We start from the raw sequence: 17,932 nt of genomic DNA on the forward strand, positions 1-17,932 counted from the left end.
GGGACTACAGCTCCTTTCTGATATCGACGAAGCGCATCATGATGCCGATCATCAGGAGCACCGTGCACAAGAGCACAACGGACGAGGCGGCAGCCGCCGGGTATTGAAGCAGCGAAATCTCGTTCGAAATGATCCGTCCGACCGATGCGCTCTGGCCGCCCGACATGTGCCGCACAGTGATGAAGTCGCCCATCACCAGCGTGACGACGAAAATCGAACCGATCATGATGCCCGGCTTTGCAAGCGGCAGAATGACATTGGTCAGGATCTGAAATCCGTTTGCACCGGCATCGCGCGCGGCCTCGATCAGCGACCTGTCGATGCGCATCATGGTGTTGAAGATCGGCACCACCATGAACAATGCGTAGAGATGAACGAAGGCCAGCACCACGGCAAAATCCGAATAGAGCAGCCATTCCAGGGGTTCGTCGATGACGCCGATCTCTATCAGCGTTGAATTGGCGATCCCGTTACGGCCCAGGAACGGGATCCACGAGATCATCCGGATGATGTTGGACGTCCAGAACGGGATCGTGCACAGCAGAAATAGCGTTACCTGCATCGGCAGCGTGTGGACGTGAAAGGCGAGGAAATAGGCGATCGTGAAACCGATGGCCGCGCAGAAGATCCATGTCAGCACCATGAATTTCAGCGTCTTCAGATAGGTCGCCCAGGTCACCGGCGATGTCAGGTGAAAGGCATAATTGTCCAGAACGAAATCGGGAAAGAACGACCACTCGTTGTAGTTCCAGAAACTGACGACAACGATGATCGCGATCGGCAGGAGCAGAAAGAACCCGAGAATGCAGACCAGCGGGATCGATAACAGCCAGCTGACCCGTTCGGCCTGACGAGACGGGTCGAACCTGCGCGGCCTGCTGTTTTCAACGCGATTGGAAGAAACCGCCCCTGCCCGGCTTTCCGCCGGGCAGGGAGCAACTTGCGAGTTCGTCATGCTGCGATGAACTCGTTCCACTTGCGAACCATGTACTGGTTTTCGTCCATGACCGCATTCCAGCAGGCAACTGCGCCCATGCGCTCCAGGAAAGCGCCGCCGTCGCGGACCGAACCGGCTTTTTCCATGACGTCGCCGAACGGGTTGACGATGTCCTCTGTCGCCGGCTTGCCTTCGAACCAGAAGCCCCACTCGTTCTCGCTCATGTAGTTCTTGGAGGTTTCCGGAACGGCGGAGTAGTAACCCTGCCGCATCAGGAAGCCGCCGACCCAGCCGTCGAGATACCAGTTGATGTATTCATAGGCCGCATCCAGTTCCAGGCCGGACAGGTTCTTCGACAGCCCGATGCCGCCGCCCCAGGACCGGTAGCCCTCTTTCAGCGGCTGGTAGACGCACGGGATGCCCTTGGAGCGGACCGCCGTGATGGCCGGAGACCACATGGACTGAATGACCACTTCGCCGGATGCCATCAGGTTGACGCTTTCATCGAAACTCTTCCAGAAGGCACGGAACTGGCCGTTCTTCTTGGCCTCGGTAAAGATCGCCATCGTCTGGTCGATCTCTTCCTTGGTCATGTTGCCCTTGTCGCCATAGTTGATCTCACCCATGGCTTCACACACCATCGCCGCATCCATGATGCCGATCGACGAAATGTCCAGAATGGAGGCCTTGCCCTTGAATTCAGGGTTCAGCAGTTCGGTCCAGCTTTCGATCGGACGGCCGATCAGGTCGGGCCGGATGCCAAGCGTATCGGCATTGTAGATTGTAGGGATCAGCGTCATCCAGCCGGTCTCTTCAGGAGCGAACGTTTTGCTGTCCGGTCCATCGACGAAGCCGACGGTGTGCGGCGCGGTGCCCTGCGCGATCGTGGATTCCGGCGTCAGTTTGCCGCTTTTGAAGATACCGACAATCTTGTCGTAGTTCTTGATCTTGGACGTGTCCATCGGCTGCAGGTTGCCCGCACCCCAGACCTTTTTGCAGATCCAGTATTCGATATCGGCGATGTCGAAGGACTTGGGCTGGGTCGCCGCGCGCTGGGTGACGCTGTCACTGTCCAGCGCTGTCATCTCAAGCGTGAAGCCGAGGTCTTCCTTCACCTTCGCCGCAACTTCGTTCAGGTTCGAAACGCCCGTGCCGAACTGGCGCAGTGTGACGTCCTTGATGTTCTGTGCCCAGATGGTCGGAAAACCGGTTACGGCTCCCGATCCGAGTGCTGCACCGGCAGCAGCCGCACCGCCCTTTAGTACACTGCGGCGGCTCAAACCCTTCCTGTCTGTCGTGTTTTTCATGATTTTAACTCCTCATCCCCTTGGAGGTGTTGGCCCCTTGATCCGGGGCGTTGCAGCGGCACGTCACGCCGCCAGATTGTGCGCGTCCTCCGGCTTCCATGACAGGAAGACAGTTGCGCCAATTTCAAACGGATCGTTGAAGAAGACCTGGTCCGGCAGCGCTGCCGTCAGCTCCCCGATCTCCGGAACGGCAAGGGCGACATTGACCGACGACCCCAGATACTCGACATCCCGCACGCTGGCCTCGTAGCCGGCGGTCTCCGCCTCGGCTTTCCTGAGCGTGAGGCGGTCGGCCCGGATCGCGACCGGGCCACTTTCCATGCGCAGCACGTTGTGTCCGCCGATGAAGCGGGCAACGAACTCGGTCAGCGGGGCATTGAAGACATCCTTGGGCGGTCCCGCCTGTTCGATGATGCCGCCGTTCATCACGATGATCTCATCGGCAAGCGCCAGCGCCTCGTCCTGCGAATGGGTGACGTGAATGAAGGAAATTCCAAGATCGCGCTGAAGCTTCTTCAGCTCCAGCCGCATCCTGATCCGCAGGAAGGGATCGAGCGCGGACAAGGGCTCATCCAGCAAGAGCACCGACGGTTCGGTGATCAGGGCGCGCGCCAGGGCGACACGCTGTTGCTGACCTCCCGAAAGCTGGGCCGGCAGGCGCTGCGCGTAGTCGGCCATGTCCACCAGGTCAAGGCGTTCCATGGCCCGCGCCCGCCTCGCTGTCTTGTCGACGCCGCGCATTTTCAGCGAAAACGCGACATTGTCGACGACGCTCAGATGCGGAAACAGCGCATAGTTCTGGAACATCATCGCCGTGCCGCGCTTGGCCGGCGGCAGGTCCGTGATGTTGCTGGAGCCCAGAAGAATGTCGCCGGCGCTGACATGCTCATGACCCGCTATCATGCGCAGGGTCGAGGACTTGCCGCATCCGGACGGCCCCAGCAGACAGGAATAGGTCGCGGCCTGAAAACGGTGATTGATTGCATCGACGGCAACGGTGTCACCGTAGCGCTTGGTCGTTGCGACAAGTTCGAGATCTTCTGTATTGGTCATGCAGCACACTTGCGGATTCGACGAAATCAGACTCTTGTTTGCACGAGATGTGCCAAACCGAAGAAACGGCTAATTTCCTTGATTCTCAGCGCTGAACTGCCTAGAACCGGCAGCTTAAGTGCACAAAAAATGATCAAAAAAAATACACTCTGATCAAAAATTGTATACGATCTAATTTGTGATTGAGAACATCCAGATATATAAATGGATACGAAGCCAAACGATTGATGACGACAGCATGGCCCGATCGATAACAGCGCCTGACGGATTTGGCGCAGCCGCCACGCACGAGACGTTTCAGCTCCCGCCCGGACGCACGCTCGACATCTGCCTGAACCTGCACAACGCGATCCTGGAACACCGCCTCGCGCCGGGCATGAAGCTGTCGGAAGACGAAGTGGGAGAAATCTACGGGGCCAGCCGGACCGTTGTGCGGGCCGCATTGCAGGCCCTTGCCCATTCCGGCCTCGTCACGATTGCCAGGAACCGGGGAGCCTTCGTTTCAAGGCCGGGCATCCGCGAAGCCCAGGAGGTTTTTGAGGCGCGTGCACTGATCGAGCCACGGATTGCACGCCTCGCCGCCTATGCAATGAAGGCATCGGATCTCAAAAGGCTTAAAAAGCACATGGACGCAGAACATGCCGCCCTCGCCTCGGGCGACAAGGGCAAGGCGCTCGCGCTGTCGGGCGCGTTTCACATCGCAATTGCCGATATTGCCGATCAGCAGGTCCTGTCCCAGATGGTGCGGTCGCTGATTTCCCGGTCTTCGCTGATCATCGCACTTTACTGGCGACGGGCGGACACGACCTGCGAGAGCCACGCACATCATGCCCTGTTGAAAGCTTTTTCAGAAAAAGACGGACCGGCTGCGGAAGAAATTCAGAAAAGCCACATCGTCGACCTGCACTCCGGGCTGGATCTGCGCGAAAAGCAGGAACCGAAATCGTCTCTGGCCGATGCATTGAAACCGGATTGATGCGGCACGCGGAACCGGGAGCTAGCCGCCCCCGGCTCCGCGTTTTGGTCAGACGAACTGGAAGTCGTCGCCGTCCAGACAGAACACGAACGTGTTCTTCAGGGTCAGGCTGTCGGTTTCGCTGAACTCGAACACCGTGTTGCGGCCCTGCTGCGACGCCGTCGCCATCAGGTCGTCAAAGTCCTCGATGCCGTCGATCGAAATCGAAACCGTGTCTCCCGGCTTGGACCAGAACCACCAGTCAAAGCCCGGGTCGAAGTCCTTGACGACGTCATTGCCTCCGTCGAACACGAAGGTGTCCTGTCCCCAGCCGCCGATCAGCAGGTCGTCACCTGCGCCGCCAGCCAGAATATCGTTGCCGCTGCCGCCTTCCAGCCGGTCGTTGTCGTCCCCGCCGGAAAGCTTATCGTTGCCGGTTCCACCTCTCAGTCGGTCATCACCGGAGTCACCTTCCAGCATGTCATCGCCGGCTCCGCCGTCAAGGCGGTCATCATCTGCACCGCCGTCCAGAATGTCATCGCTCCAACCGCCGGAGAGACGATCGTTTCCGGCTCCGCCGCTGAGATTGTCTTCACCCCAGCCACCGTTCAGTTTGTCATTGCCGTTGCCACCGAGAAGATTGTCGTCGCCGCAGCCGCCGTTCAATTTGTCATTGCCGTTGCCGCCGAGAAGGTCATCGTCGCCCCAACCGCCGTTCAGTCTGTCGTCGCCGCCGGCACCGGAGATAATGTCGTCTCCGTCGCGTCCGCTGATGCGGTCATCATCAGCGCCGCCCCGCAAAAGGTCGTCATTTCTGGTGCCCTTCTGGGGCTCGGAGGCAACTTCCGTTTCAGCCGTGGTGAAGTTGAAGGTGGAGGTGTTGCCTTCGGCAATGCCCTCAAACCCGTTGCCGTCCAGATCGACAAAGGCACCGTCCTCGATTTCGACGTAGTAGCGATTGTCGGCATCGAGATGCGCCGGAGGCGTCACGACGACCTCTGTGCCGTTGAACTGCACGAGGCGTTCATCGGTCACGTCAATAAGTGTTTTCTCGCCGGTGTCCCGGTTCACAAGCGTGAGGAAGCCCTCGCCCGCCTCGACCTCTTCGGTGAATTCGAGCACGAGAACACTGTCATTGGAGACATCACGCTCATTGTCGGAGGGCGATGCCGAAACAAGAAACGGATCTGCATCACCGGCAAGCGAGATTTCGACCGGGACATAGACCGAACCGTCAGAGGAAAAACCAAGCCTGCCATCGGAATTGGATCCCCAGGTGAAGATCGAGCCATCGTCGGCGACGGCAATGATGGAATTCGGCCCGGTGTGCAGTTCAACAATGTTGACGTCGTCCAGTTCCGGGATCAGCGTCGGATAGAAGGACGCGTCCGTTTCCGCCGCCGGGTCGCCGTCGAGGCCGCCGCTCGGGCCTTCATCATTCGGACCCCAGACATAGACATCACCATCCTCGGTAAGCGCCGCTGCCCAGCGTGCGCCGCCCTTGACCTCGACGACATTGCCGGGAAGTCCGGGCAGTTCAACCGGAGCAAGAACATCGGCAGTGTCGACGTCAAATGATCCGTCGCCGTTATCGGAGCCCTGGAGAAGCTGCCCGTAGCGGCTCTCGCCCCAGCCGTACACTCGGCCGTCATCGGTGACCGCATAGGAGGTTTTGGTATCCGCCGTCACCGAAATGATGTTGCCTGGCAGGCCGTCAACCAGCACCGGTTCGGTCGACCGGCGCGCCTGCGACCCGTCTGCCTCGAGTGCGTCCGGTGATCCCAATTGCCCGTCGGTGTTGCTGCCGAATGCCCAGACCTGACCGTCCGCGGTCAGCGCAAGCGTGAAAGACGTGCCTGATGAAACGAGCACGACCGTTTCGTTGGAAAGCGCCTCGACGACCGTCGGCTCAAGTCGCTCGTCCTGATCGCCAAGACCCAGCTGACCGTTGGAGTTCGTGCCCCAGGCATAGAGCTTGCCCGTGTCGGAGATCGCATAGGAGACGCCGTTGCCGTTTTCGATCGTGACGATGTTGACGTCGTCAAGCGCTTCGACGAGCGTTGCCGTGGTGCGCGTTTCCTCGTCGCCGGTGCCGAGCGGTCCGCGGTTGTTGAAGCCGAAGGCGTAGACGTCGCCGTCTTCGGTCAGGAAAGTCGTGTGCAGCAGCCCGGCGGAGACGGACACGATCTTGCTGTCGAACCCGTCCGGCATCGACACTGCAACCGGCGTCTTGACGTCAAAGCCGGTCATTCCGATCCCAAGCTGGCCGACCACGTTTTCACCGGAGGTGTAGAGCGTGTTGGTTTCGGTATCGAGGAAAACAGAGAAATGGTTTCCGGCACCTGCGGTTGCGTTCGTAACCTCGGCCTTGCCTTCGTAAAACTCGACCGCGCGCGGCCGATTGAGCTGATCATCGTAGCTCGACGAACCGAACACGCTCGTTTCACCCTCGTCGAGGTAGTCCCCGTCACCGTTGAGGTCGCTCAGGCGAACGACATTGTTGACGCCGCTGAACGTGTTGGCCGTGAGCGACAGGTTTCCATCCTCGTCGGCTGCCACGGAAAATCCGATTTCAGCGCCAAAGCCTTCAGGCATTGCGGAGGCGTTCCAGACTTCGACCGCTTCGGACTGATCATCAATCTGCCCGGATCCGTCGAGATCGGTCAGCCGATAAAGTTTCGAAATCTCACCGCTCGCCGGGAACCATGTCAGCGTGTAGAGCGAGCCGTCGACCGAAGTGGCATTTGCAATATCGACTGGTGCGCCGAAATTCATGTCATCGGAGATGAAGGTCTGCACCTCGTCTTCCTGGATCGACCCGTCGCCGTTCTTGTCCTCGATGCGGTAGATGGCATCCGTCGCCGCGCCGGTCAGGTCGTTCAGATAGGCCACATTGCCGTCAAAGCTTATGTCGAACGGGACCGCCGTATCGATCACCGTCTGGACGTCGAGCCAAAGCGTCGCTTCTCCGGTGTCATTTGCATCTCCGTCACCGTTCAGGTCAACCGTTCTGTAAATCGCATCCTGTGGTGTGGATGAGGTTCCGGCGTTGGTGACATAGATTGCGCCGTCCGCGCCCTCGTAGATGCCGTTTGGTGTAATGGTCGAAAAGCCGGCCGCATTGTCTTCGGAGAACCAGACCTGCGCTTCGCCTGCGTCCTGGGCATCGCCGTCATTGTTCTTGTCATTGAGCCTGAAAACCGCATCGGCCGTGCCGTCTCCAATATAAGTGGACTTGTCGGACGCCTGGTGAACCGTGAAGACATTGTTTGTCGGAAGCGTCAGACCGGACGCATTGGTCTCATCGAAAAAGACGGTTGTCTCGCCGGAACCCGATGCGGTTCCGTCGCCGTCAATGTCCTGAAGAAGAAGGAGTTGATCCAAACGCTGGTCGCCAACCAGAATACCATTTTGAACGCGAGAAATAAGACGTGCCATGAAAGGCTCCCCACCAAATTGAACTCATTTGCCTGGCGAATTTGCTGGGTGTTGCGCGACCAATTATTTCCACCGATCAAGATTGTCAATCCGCATCATTAAAATTTGAGTCATTTTTTCAACTTTAGAATTATTCCATATTTATCAGATAGATGAAAAATTCCGTATCGTTAGAAATTGGCCGAATTCATGCGCCCAACTCCAAGATCTCCTGGCCCTGAAAGCGCTGCGACTTCCAGTCATTGGAGAGCAAATCACTTCGCCCGCCTCAGCATCCGGCAGACCAGAAATTCGTAACTTGACGTTAGGGAAATTAAGAGCCTCAATAGTCGTCGCCAGAAACGGTGTCGGACAGCATGGGGGAGCGATATGGATTTTGATCTCGGGACCTATTCGCGAAAAATCTCAACACAGTCTGCGGAGGCCCAGCGCCAGTTCGACAAGGGTTTGATCTGGCTTTACGGCTACAACCACGAAGCCGCCACCGTCTGTTTTGAAAAGGCGCTTGCGAGCGACCCTGACTGCGGCATGGCATACTGGGGTTTGGCCTACGCGATCGGGCCGAACTACAACAAGCCTTGGGAGTTCTTCGAGCCGGACGAACGCGTTTCGATGCTCAAGAAAGCCGGGGAAGCCGTCGCCGCCGGACTGGCGCTGAAAGACAGGCTGCAACCTGTTGAAACCGCGCTGATCGAAGCCATCGGCAAACGCTTTCCGCAGGACCCGGCGGTCGAGGATTACCTTCCCTGGCACGATGCCTTTTCGGATGCCATGCGCATCGTTCATGCCGTTCACGGCGACGATCTCGATGTCGTCACGATCTTTGCCGAAGCCCTGATGAACAGGTCTCCCTGGCAACTCTGGGACCTGAAAGAGGCAAAACCCGCCGAGGGTGCCTCAACCCTGGAAGCGCAGGCCGCCCTGGAAGGGGTCTTCGAAAACCGCAGTGATGCCTGGGATCATCCGGGCCTCCTGCACATGTATATCCATCTTATGGAAATGTCGCCGACCCCGGAAAAAGCATTGAAGCATGGCGATCGCCTTGTGGATCTCGTTCCGGAAAGCGGGCATCTGTGTCACATGGCAACGCATATCGACGTCCTGTGCGGTGATTACCAGAACGTCGTTTGGCGCAACCACCGTGCCGCCCGGGTCGACCGGAAATACGAGGAGATTGCCGGCCCGCAGAACTTCTACACGCTCTACCGGATCCACAACGTGCATTTCGAGGCCTACGGCGCCATGTTCCTCGGCCAGCCGGAAGTCGCCCTTGCCGCGTCGGAAGAACTGATGCGCATGCTGCCCGACGAGGTCGTGCGTTTCTTTCCCGATCTTTTTGAATCCTTCTATGGCAAGAAGATACACGTCATGGTGCGCTTCGGTCAGTGGCAGGACATTCTCGATGAACCGCTCCCGGCCGATGCAGAACTTTACAGCTACACGACCGCGGCGATCCTGCAGGCGCGCGCAGTCGCGCTCGCCAATCTGGGTCGCCCTGAAGAGGCGGCAGCCGAACGCAAACGTGCGCTTGCCGCGCGCCGCGCAGTGCAGGAGAGCCGCATGGTCTTCAACAACACCGCCGATGATGTGCTTGCGATCGGTGAAGCCATGATGGACGGTGAACTTGCTTTCAAGTCGGGACGAAGGGACGAAGGGCTTCAGCATCTGCGCCGGTCGGTCGAACTTGATGACAACCTTCTTTATGACGAACCATGGGGCTGGATGCAGCCCACCCGTCATGCGCTCGGTGCGCTGTTGCTGGAAGACGGCCGGTTTGAGGAAGCCGAAGGTGTCTACCGCGCCGATCTCGGCCTGGATGGCACCTTGGCGCGTGCCTGCCAGCATCCCCAGAACATCTGGAGCCTTCACGGTCTGCACGAATGCCTGGTCAGGCGCGGCGAATTGACGGAGGCAAGGCATGTGAAGCTGCTGCTCGACAAGGCCGCGGCGCGCGCCACGGTCCCCGTTCATGCGTCCTGCTATTGCCGGAGCCGCGCCAAGACTGCCTGAACCCGGCTTGCCACGCCAAAATTCATCCGGCGTACAAGGTGCGGTGTCGTGTCGTGATGAAGTTTCAAGGGAGTTCGGTCCGGCTCCAGATCTTGTCTGAAAACCGGACCGAGTGCCCGGTCCGCCCCCGGAAAACTGTCACCTGCCCTTGCGCGTTGGAACTCTTGCGGAATGAACTCCGCATTTGCTGAAGCTGCGTTGATCCCGGTCAAGGACAGGCCTGTATTTGCCTGCGAAGTAAAGCAAGTGAAGAAACCCACGGCAAGAGCATGGACCGCCCGGGAGTGAAAACGCGCAAAACTTAACTCAAATACCGTTAATCCAACCTGTGATTCCGTGGATAACCCTGGGGGAAAAGTCCGCCATCACGGCCGCGAGCCACACAAGGAATTCGTGACATGACCATTGCCAACGACACAAAGTGGATTGATAAAGAAAAGACCGGTTTGTCGGAGGCAGCCATGGATATCAACCTCACACTTTCAGCTGACACGATCCGAATGTTCGTGCAGAAGGCACGCGCCGCAGCGTCTTCGATGCGCGACACTTTCGAAGACGGGCATGACGGCGATGTCGAATTCGACGCAGACACGCTTGAAGAGGGTCATAACCACGACGGTCTTGCGGAAGAGGAAAGCACTGACCTGTCCGATACGGAACTGCGTGAACTGATCGAGGATCTCAATGTCGACGAGGCGGCTGGACTTGTCGCCGTCGCCTGGGTCGGGCGCGGGGATTTCGAAGCCGAGGATTTTGAGCAGGCCGTCGAAGAGGCCAAGGAGCGCGCGGTCGGGTCGACGGCGAAGTATCTGCTCGGTATGCCTCTGCTCGCCGATTACCTGGAAGCCGGTCTCGACGCCCTGGATCTGTGACACCGCAGCGTGCGGAAGATCGCGCGAAGATCAAAACGGTTTTTGTTGAAGGTTTGTACCCGCTTTCTCCGCAAAGCGGGTACAACTTTGTTTTCAATTGCTTGTGCCAATCAGTGCCGAAAGATGCCTGGCCGCACAGTCCACACCCCGGTGTTTTTCTTGGGAAAACCGGACCTGGAGTCATTTCCGGGCTTTTCGCGAGCAGCAAATTGCCTCACTCTCGCCCAAGTTCATGGTGGGACATGGGAGTTGAGGGCAATGCTGCAAGACCCGGCGAACCGCGATGTATTTACCGTGCATCGTCCGTCTCCGTGGCCGTATGTCGGCGCAATGATCGCCGCGACAGCTTTGATAACAACCCTGGTTGTTGCGTTCAGCAGCGCATAATCCTGACAGCTTGAGAAGTTCCAGCCGATCCTGTAGCGATCGGGGTATGCTGTTGCTCATTTTTCAGAAAGCCTTTTGATGGCGGCCAAACGCTTCGCGGTGCTCGACGTGGCCCGCGGCCTCGCGGTCATCGCCATGGTGATCTACCACTTTTCCTGGGATCTTTACTGGTTCGGCTTTGTTGACTGGCCGGTCGCGGAGGGTGCGGGCTGGAAAACCTTCGCCGGGATGATCGCGGGAAGTTTTCTGCTGCTCGCCGGGGTGAGCCTGGACCTCGCCCATCACGAGGCGCTCCGCTGGCGCTCCTTCTGGCGCAGGTTTTTTCTGATCGCTGCCGCCGCCGCAGGCGTCACCCTGGTTACCTACTTCACCTTCGGCAGCAGCTTTGTGCGCTTCGGCATCCTTCACTGCATCGCAGCTGCCAGCCTGGTCGCGCTGCCTTTCATCGGCCGTCCGTTCTGGGTTGCCCTGATCGCCGCCGCTTTCCTGCTGACGTTGCCCTTGTGGGCGGGGTCGCCTGCTTTTGACGGGCAACTCTGGCTCTGGACCGGTCTCGGAACGCCGGACTTCGGCAGTGTCGATTATGTCCCGCTCGCCCCCTGGGCCGGCGTCACATTGGCAGGCCTCGCCCTGTCCGGAGCGTTCCGGCAGCGGGAAACCTGGGCTCGCTTGGGTAGACTTTCCTTTTCGGGCAGGCTCGGACGCACAACACGGCTGATGGGGCGGCATTCGCTTGCGATCTACCTGGTCCACCAACCGGTTCTCTACGGCCTCGTCTGGCTTGCTGCCTCACTGGGGCCGGAACTCGACCGGGCCGGCGATGCCTTCATCAGCAACTGCGCAAGCGCCTGTCAGGACACGCTCGGTACATCCGAAATCTGCACGGCTGCCTGCACGTGTACCCTGGATCACCTGAAAGCGGACGGCACGTGGACCCTGCTTGTTACCAATCCCGCCGATCAATCGCTGCGCACCCGCATGAACGATCAGTATCTTCTGTGCCTTGCTGACCCGGAGCAACGCCCGTCCGTCAACCGGTAATCCTGCGGGCCGTGGCAAGTGCCCTGTCCCTCCGGGCATGGGCAAAGGCCAGAAAGTCCGTCTTGTCGCTCTCCTGCCGCAGCTGCTCAAGTCCCCAGAGTGCCGACACCACATCGCATTTGGCCTTCATGATCTCCAGATCCCGCGTCGACGGGCACAGCCGGTCACCTGCACGATGCCGGTAGGCCTTCAGAAAACGGCCTTCCTCGGCAACTGAAAACGCGTGTTCCAGGCTCGCATAGGCAAGATCCCAGGCAGGGTCGGCCATTGCCGAATATTCCCAGTCGATCAGCCACAGCCGGTCGGATGCCATCAGGCAGTTTCCCGGTGACGGGTCCCCGTGGCTGGGAACCGCAACGCGGTCATGGTCTGGTCGTTCGTGGGGCTCCAGCATTTGAAGTACACGGTCAAGCAATGCGACGTCCGCCCCTGCGCACCCGTCTTCGGCAAGTGTGCTTTTCTGCGATTGGATCACCCGGTCCGGATCGAGTTTCCCTCGAAAAACAGCCTTTGAGGCATGGAGCCTGCCGAGCACGTCTCCAAGGCGCGTGGCCACGGCATCCGGCGCAGCGCTGATTGTTTCAACCGCGCGGGTCAGCAGGATACCGGCGGCCGGTTCGCAAAAAAGCGGTTTAAGGGCAACGCCGAGACCGGCGGCGCGGCTGATGTTCCCGGCCTCGTCGTCCCGGTCCACCATGCCGGCTGTTTCCGCGCGTGGCAGACGCAGGAAAAACGCTCCCCGTTCCGTCTCCAGCCTGTAGACCCGGTTGCTTAGTCCGGCCTGGGACACCGCGCCCAGAACCTTACCGCAAATGTCGTGCAGTTCCGGATGGGCCCTGAAGGCGTCTTGAATGTCTGGCGTTGGCGATCCTGATTGTGGCACAAGCAGCTGTAATCGTTTGCTCTCATCGAAAGTCAGACGCCATGACGGACGTCCCCTCGCCGCATATCATCATTACCTATTGCCGCCAATGCAATTGGCTGCTGCGAAGCGCTTGGATGGCGCAGGAAATCCTCACGACCTTTTCCGAAGAGACAGGCGCTGTCACGCTTGTACCCGGCACCGGCGGGATCTTTCAGATCACCTGCGACGGACACATGGTCTGGGACCGGGACCGGGACGGCGGGTTCCCCGAAGCCAAGTTGCTCAAGCAGCGCCTTCGCGACCTTCTCTGGCCGGACAAGGACCTCGGGCACGCCGACCGGATAAAACCTGAATGAGGCAAATCCCGGCCGGCCAACCCGGAAGACGGATCTGAAGTCGCGGAGCTAGCGTAGCGTGTCCTCGGCCTCGAAAACCTCTTTTGCCGCGTTGAGCCCGTTGATCGCCGCCGGCAGTCCGCCGTAGACGGCCATTTGCCAGATCGCCTCGACGATTTCCCTGCGCTCGGCACCTGCGGCCAGCGTATGCTCGATATTGACTTTGAGCTGTGGTCCGGTCTGGCCGCCGAGCACGGTCAGCGCTGCGATCGTGCACAGCTGCCGTGTCTTCAGATCCAGACCCGGGCGGGCGTAGTGACGGCCATAGCCCCACTCGATCAGGCTTTCGGCAAAGCCCGGAACAAGGGCGTCGTATCTCTCGCTGAGAACAGTTTCCAGTTCGGGATTAAGTTTCCGGGTCAGCGTGCGACCCTTCTCCAGTGCGGTTGTCATCGGTGCGGCCTTTCAAACCTGGCGGCGCGCCGTGTTCGGTCCGGGCACAGTTGTCAAAGGCGGGATCGACGGTTTCGCCGGCTTCCATCTTTTTGTAGAGATCGATTTTTTCGTCCAATACAGTCAGCATCTCGGTCAGCGCGGCCATGTCCTCCGACACTTTCCGCCGGTGTTCTTCCAGCATGGTTCTGCGCGCTTTCAGGGACGCTGCCCCCTTGGTCCGCAGTTCGGCATATTGCTGCCGCTTGCTGATCCCCATGCCGGTGGATTTGAGCCTGGCAAGAAAATCGATCCATCTGAGGATCGTCTCGTCATAGACACGACGCCCGCCTGCGTCTCGCAGCGGTTTCGGCAGAAGGCCGATCTTTTCGTAATACCGCAGGGTGTCGGTGGAAAGTCCCGACTTTTCAGCAAGATCACCAATCCGCATGACTGTCTCCGAACAGAACGATCTGTCCCACTTACAGGTTGGAGCGCACTCCAGGTCAAGCCCCTGATGTCGGAAATCGTCAACAAACGTCCGCGTTTTTGATTGATCGACCAATCAAGAAAAAGCTACGCTTTCAACAGTTCAATTCCGGCCACGGGGAAATGCCATGACGTCTCGCAAGAATATCCTGATCCTGATGGTTGATCAGTTGAACGGCACACTGTTCCCGGACGGACCGGCGGATTTTCTGCATGCCCCCAACCTGAAGAAACTGGCGGAACGCTCGGTCCGGTTTCAGAACACCTATACGGCATCGCCGCTCTGCGCCCCGGGCCGGGCCAGTTTCATGTCCGGTCAATTGCCGCGGCGAACGGGCGTCTACGACAACGCCGCCGAATTTGCATCCGACATCCCGACCTATGCCCATCACCTGCGCCGCGCCGGTTACACCACATGTCTTTCCGGCAAGATGCATTTCGTCGGGCCGGACCAGATGCATGGCTTTGAAGAACGCCTGACCACCGACATCTATCCGGCCGATTTCGGCTGGACACCGGATTACCGCAAACCGGGCGAGCGCATCGACTGGTGGTACCACAACATGGGATCGGTGACGGGTGCGGGCATTGCCGAGATTTCCAACCAGATGGAATATGACGACGATGTCGCCTTCCAGGCCACCCGCAAGATCTATGACTACGGCCGCGGCAAATATGATCGCCCTTTCTGCCTGACCGTGAGCTTCACCCATCCGCATGATCCGTATGTCGCGCGCAGCAAATACTGGGATCTCTACGAAGACTGCCATCACCTGATGCCCCAGGTTCCGGCAAAGGCCTATGAAGATCACGACCCGCATTCCAAACGTATCTTCGATGCCAATGACTGGCGCAGCTTTGATATCGGCGAAGACGATATCCGCAGGTCTCGCCGTGCCTATTTCGCCAACATTTCCTATCTCGACGACAAAATCGGCGAAATCCTTCACGCGCTGGAAGCGATGCACCTGACGGAAGACACGACAATCCTGTTCGTGTCCGACCACGGCGACATGCTTGGCGAGCGTGGGCTCTGGTTCAAGATGACCTTCTTCGAAGGCTCCTCCCGTGTGCCCCTGATGGTCGCCGACAAGGACCTTGCTGCCGCCCGCGTCACCGCACCGGTGAGCACGCTGGACGTGCTGCCGACCCTGTGCGATCTCGCCGGCATCGATATGAGCGAGATCATGCCCTGGACGGATGGTGAAAGCCTCGTTCCGCTGGCGCGTGGCGAAGACCGGACGTCGCCCGTCCTCATGGAATACGCCGCCGAAGCGTCTTACGCCCCTCTGGTCGGAATTCGTGAAAGCGACTGGAAGTACATTCACTGTGAGCTTGATCCGCCCCAGCTCTTCAACCTGGCCGACGATCCTTACGAACTGACCAACCTTGCAGCCGATCCCGCCTACGCGGACGCGAGTGCGCGTTTCGCCGATGCCGTCCGCACCCGCTGGGACATGGCCGCTTTCGACGCGGACGTGCGCCAGTCGCAGGCCCGGCGCTGGATCGTCTACGAGGCCCTGCGCAACGGCGCCTATTTCCCCTGGGACTACCAGCCCCTGCAAAAGGCCTCCGAGCGCTACATGCGCAACCACATGGATCTCAACGAAGTCGAGGAAGGGCAGAGATTTCCGAGGGGGGAGTGACAGCGTATAATCTATGGTTGCAATCTTCTCAGCATCAATCAATACTGATCACCATAGAAAATCGCACCAAACTCGGTCGAATGTCACAAGCTGTCTTCCACCACAAACCGAATAGCATCTATGACGATGATCCTGCGAGGAAATATCACTTTCCAAAATCCTATCTATCCAGAGTAAGGAAAACGCTGAACGATTGGATCGTTTACTACGGACCGATCGAGGGCAAAAAAGGAAGGTTCTACAGCGCTGTAGCGCGTACTAGCCACATTGAAGTTGATCCGGAGAAATCAGATCACTACTACGTCTTCCTAACGGACTATATCGATTTTGATCGTCCCCTCCATTACGCGGAAAATGGTGGCTACGAAAAGAAATTGTTCAAAGAGAACGGCCTGCCGAACGGAGGGTACACTCAACAATCGGTTAGGCATCTGGACGTCAGCGAATTTCGCGAAATTGTTGAGGCTGGTCTCTCTGAAGAAGACGAGTGGCCAACCCGAACTGATACCAGGCCCGAAGATCGTCATGAGCCCCCAGGCCTCGGTGAAGTAGGCCAATCACCAATTTCCGGAATGTTTGTCGAACGGCCGATCATGCAGCAAATAATAGATCGGCCATTTCGCGAGGCTAAATTCCGGCAACATATTCGACGCCTTTACGATCGCACATGCGCCTTTTCGAGCCTTCGTTTGATTAACGGAAAAGGTAGACCAGAGGTGGAAGCAGCTCACATAGTCCCGGTTGAATCCGGAGGCAACGACTCAGTTCAAAACGGAATTGCGCTAGCAGGCACCGTACATTGGATGTTTGATCGTGGTTTGCTCAGTCTGACCGATGACTTCCAAATACTCGCTTCGCGGCACTTGAACTATGACATTTCGCATTTGCTCAATGCGGACATGAAGGCAACCGTGCCTGAAGACAAATCAAAGCGTCCGCATCCAGCATATCTTTCATGGCATCGCAGTGAACGGTTTAAGGGCTAGCGTGGATCAAAGTTAAGTGCCTAATCTCGCTGCACGAAAATTCAATGCAGCGTCAACGAAGTCGATGAGGGGCAGAGATCTCCGACGGGGGAATAGCTGCGCGGCACCTAGTCCGCAAAAGCCTTGAGCCCTTCCGGCAATGCGCTGCCGGTCGCTGCCGCTTCCTGTTTTGCAAGGTCCAGCAGTCTTGCACGGCTCTCGGCGTAGTCAGGCGCCTGCCGGCCCGAGGCAAGGGCAAGGCGCTCAAGGCCAAAGCCGCCACCGACGGTGCCTGCCGGTCCCGACGCCGCATCCGCAAGACTGATCTCGCCGATTTCCAGAAACCCGGAGAGCGGATAGGCAAGCGGTCCTTCCGATCCGTCCTCGATCGGATAGTGAATGCTCACGGAGTTGAAGCCGTCGGTGTCCGGATGGCCATCCGGTGAGAAAAAGCCCGATCCGTCGCCTGCGGCCCGTGCTTCCTGAAAGTCCCGTTTCACGAACCGTCCCTTCTGCAACAGCGGGTCACTTGAAAAGTGCGGTTCAAACACCTCAGTGGAGACGAAGACGACTTTCTCCGGATCGAGCTTTTCGGTCTCAACGGCAAATCGCATCAACTGTCGGAGTGCCTCGCCCGGCCCCGCGCTTACGGGCAGATTGAGAACCGCGATATGAAAGAGGGCGAGCACGCCGGGATCTCCGGACTTGCCTGCATCCTCAACGCGGCAGGACGGTTGGATGCAGACCGACACGCCGTCTGGATAGGACGCCCGCGTATCGTCATACCTGAGCCCGCCATTGAAACCGACACCTGTTATCAGGGGGAGCGGGTCAAGGACTTTCGCCCCTTCGCCTGCGAAATGATCGAGAAACTGCGCCGATCCCTTTGTTGCGGCACGCACGGTTGAAGATGTGCCCGGCAGGAGCAAGCCCATTCCGCCTGCGGCGGTGAGGTTCACAAAGTGTCTGCGGTCGATTTCCATGCGCGTTGTCTCCAGAGTGCGGCTCGCATGAGGCCAAGCGTATGCGACGTGGAGGAAGGATGCAAAGCACGGCCTGATTGGGGAAAATTGACCCGATGCCGCTCACAGACCATTAACCCAGACTCGCAAAACCCCGCCTGATCTCCCACTCGAAAACCTGATTTTCACCGGCTCCGTGCAACGCTTTGAAGCAACGGACAAGGTTTCGGCAATGTGG

The 17,932-nt window shown here is 58.6% G+C and carries 15 protein-coding genes; 7 read left to right on the forward strand and 8 right to left on the reverse strand.

From position 1 onward, the window contains the following. Nucleotides 1–4: 4 nt before the first annotated feature. The 3 genes from RBB49_RS25195 to RBB49_RS25205 all read right to left on the reverse strand — a co-directional run bounded on the left by RBB49_RS25195 (nt 5) and on the right by RBB49_RS25205 (nt 3,297). On the reverse strand, nt 5–955 hold the full coding sequence (locus RBB49_RS25195) for an ABC transporter permease (protein ID WP_306145678.1): 951 nt from the start codon (nt 953–955) through the stop codon (nt 5–7). Further along, on the reverse strand, nt 952–2,244 hold the full coding sequence (locus tag RBB49_RS25200) for a PotD/PotF family extracellular solute-binding protein (RefSeq protein ID WP_306145679.1): 1,293 nt from the start codon (nt 2,242–2,244) through the stop codon (nt 952–954). The genes RBB49_RS25195 and RBB49_RS25200 overlap by 4 nt, the downstream gene beginning before the upstream one ends. Nucleotides 2,245–2,307: 63 nt before the next feature. Beyond that, nucleotides 2,308–3,297, reverse strand: coding sequence for an ABC transporter ATP-binding protein (locus tag RBB49_RS25205; protein WP_306145680.1), 990 nt, complete (start codon nt 3,295–3,297; stop codon nt 2,308–2,310). Between the two features lie 238 nt (nt 3,298–3,535). On the opposite strand from RBB49_RS25205, the gene RBB49_RS25210 reads away from it, so the two are divergent. Further along, on the forward strand, nt 3,536–4,273 hold the full coding sequence (locus RBB49_RS25210) for a GntR family transcriptional regulator (protein ID WP_306145681.1): 738 nt from the start codon (nt 3,536–3,538) through the stop codon (nt 4,271–4,273). Nucleotides 4,274–4,321: 48 nt separating this feature from the next. Here the strand turns inward: RBB49_RS25210 and RBB49_RS25215 are convergent, their stop codons facing one another. Continuing rightward, complete coding sequence (locus RBB49_RS25215; protein WP_306145682.1) at nt 4,322–7,690, reverse strand: Ig-like domain-containing protein; 3,369 nt, start codon at nt 7,688–7,690, stop codon at nt 4,322–4,324. A gap of 369 nt (nt 7,691–8,059) precedes the next feature. On the opposite strand from RBB49_RS25215, the gene RBB49_RS25220 reads away from it, so the two are divergent. The 3 genes from RBB49_RS25220 to RBB49_RS25230 all read left to right on the forward strand — a co-directional run bounded on the left by RBB49_RS25220 (nt 8,060) and on the right by RBB49_RS25230 (nt 12,000). Beyond that, complete coding sequence (locus RBB49_RS25220; RefSeq protein WP_306145683.1) at nt 8,060–9,700, forward strand: hypothetical protein; 1,641 nt, start codon at nt 8,060–8,062, stop codon at nt 9,698–9,700. Between the two features lie 461 nt (nt 9,701–10,161). Then, entirely contained in the window at nt 10,162–10,572 is a 411-nt protein-coding gene (locus RBB49_RS25225) for a DUF3775 domain-containing protein (protein WP_306145684.1), read from the forward strand. Nucleotides 10,573–11,037: 465 nt separating this feature from the next. Beyond that, nucleotides 11,038–12,000, forward strand: a complete 963-nt coding sequence (locus RBB49_RS25230; RefSeq protein WP_306145685.1) for a heparan-alpha-glucosaminide N-acetyltransferase — start codon at nt 11,038–11,040, stop codon at nt 11,998–12,000. Here RBB49_RS25230 and RBB49_RS25235 read toward each other — a convergent pair. Further along, nucleotides 11,990–12,883, reverse strand: a complete 894-nt coding sequence (locus tag RBB49_RS25235; RefSeq protein WP_306145686.1) for a phosphotransferase — start codon at nt 12,881–12,883, stop codon at nt 11,990–11,992. The genes RBB49_RS25230 and RBB49_RS25235 overlap by 11 nt on opposite strands. A gap of 41 nt (nt 12,884–12,924) precedes the next feature. Between RBB49_RS25235 and RBB49_RS25240 the strand changes: the two genes are divergently transcribed. Beyond that, nucleotides 12,925–13,221 carry a SelT/SelW/SelH family protein gene (locus RBB49_RS25240; RefSeq protein ID WP_306145687.1) on the forward strand — a complete coding sequence of 99 codons (297 nt, stop codon included), beginning with the start codon at nt 12,925–12,927 and terminating at the stop codon, nt 13,219–13,221. A gap of 48 nt (nt 13,222–13,269) precedes the next feature. Here the strand turns inward: RBB49_RS25240 and RBB49_RS25245 are convergent, their stop codons facing one another. Continuing rightward, nucleotides 13,270–13,653 (reverse strand): carboxymuconolactone decarboxylase family protein, encoded by a 384-nt coding sequence (locus RBB49_RS25245; protein ID WP_306145688.1) that lies wholly within the window; start codon nt 13,651–13,653, stop codon nt 13,270–13,272. Further along, entirely contained in the window at nt 13,607–14,083 is a 477-nt protein-coding gene (locus RBB49_RS25250; protein ID WP_306145689.1) for a MerR family transcriptional regulator, read from the reverse strand. Before RBB49_RS25250 ends, RBB49_RS25245 begins: the two co-directional genes overlap by 47 nt. Before the next feature lie 166 nt (nt 14,084–14,249). On the opposite strand from RBB49_RS25250, the gene betC reads away from it, so the two are divergent. Together betC and RBB49_RS25260 are read left to right on the forward strand one after the other, a co-directional pair. Then, nucleotides 14,250–15,767: a choline-sulfatase gene (betC, locus tag RBB49_RS25255; RefSeq protein ID WP_306145690.1), complete on the forward strand. Its 1,518-nt coding sequence runs from the start codon at nt 14,250–14,252 to the stop codon at nt 15,765–15,767. Continuing rightward, the gene (locus tag RBB49_RS25260) at nt 15,764–16,753 is read left to right on the forward strand and encodes an HNH endonuclease (protein ID WP_306145691.1); all 990 of its coding nucleotides are present in this window, start codon (nt 15,764–15,766) and stop codon (nt 16,751–16,753) included. The genes betC and RBB49_RS25260 overlap by 4 nt, the downstream gene beginning before the upstream one ends. Before the next feature lie 107 nt (nt 16,754–16,860). On the opposite strand, the gene RBB49_RS25265 is transcribed toward RBB49_RS25260, so the two are convergent. Then, nucleotides 16,861–17,715, reverse strand: a complete 855-nt coding sequence (locus RBB49_RS25265; RefSeq protein WP_306145692.1) for a hypothetical protein — start codon at nt 17,713–17,715, stop codon at nt 16,861–16,863. Nucleotides 17,716–17,932: the final 217 nt, after the last annotated feature.

It is taken from the genome of Roseibium sp. MMSF_3412, from assembly GCF_030733265.1.
Taxonomy (GTDB): domain Bacteria; phylum Pseudomonadota; class Alphaproteobacteria; order Rhizobiales; family Stappiaceae; genus Roseibium.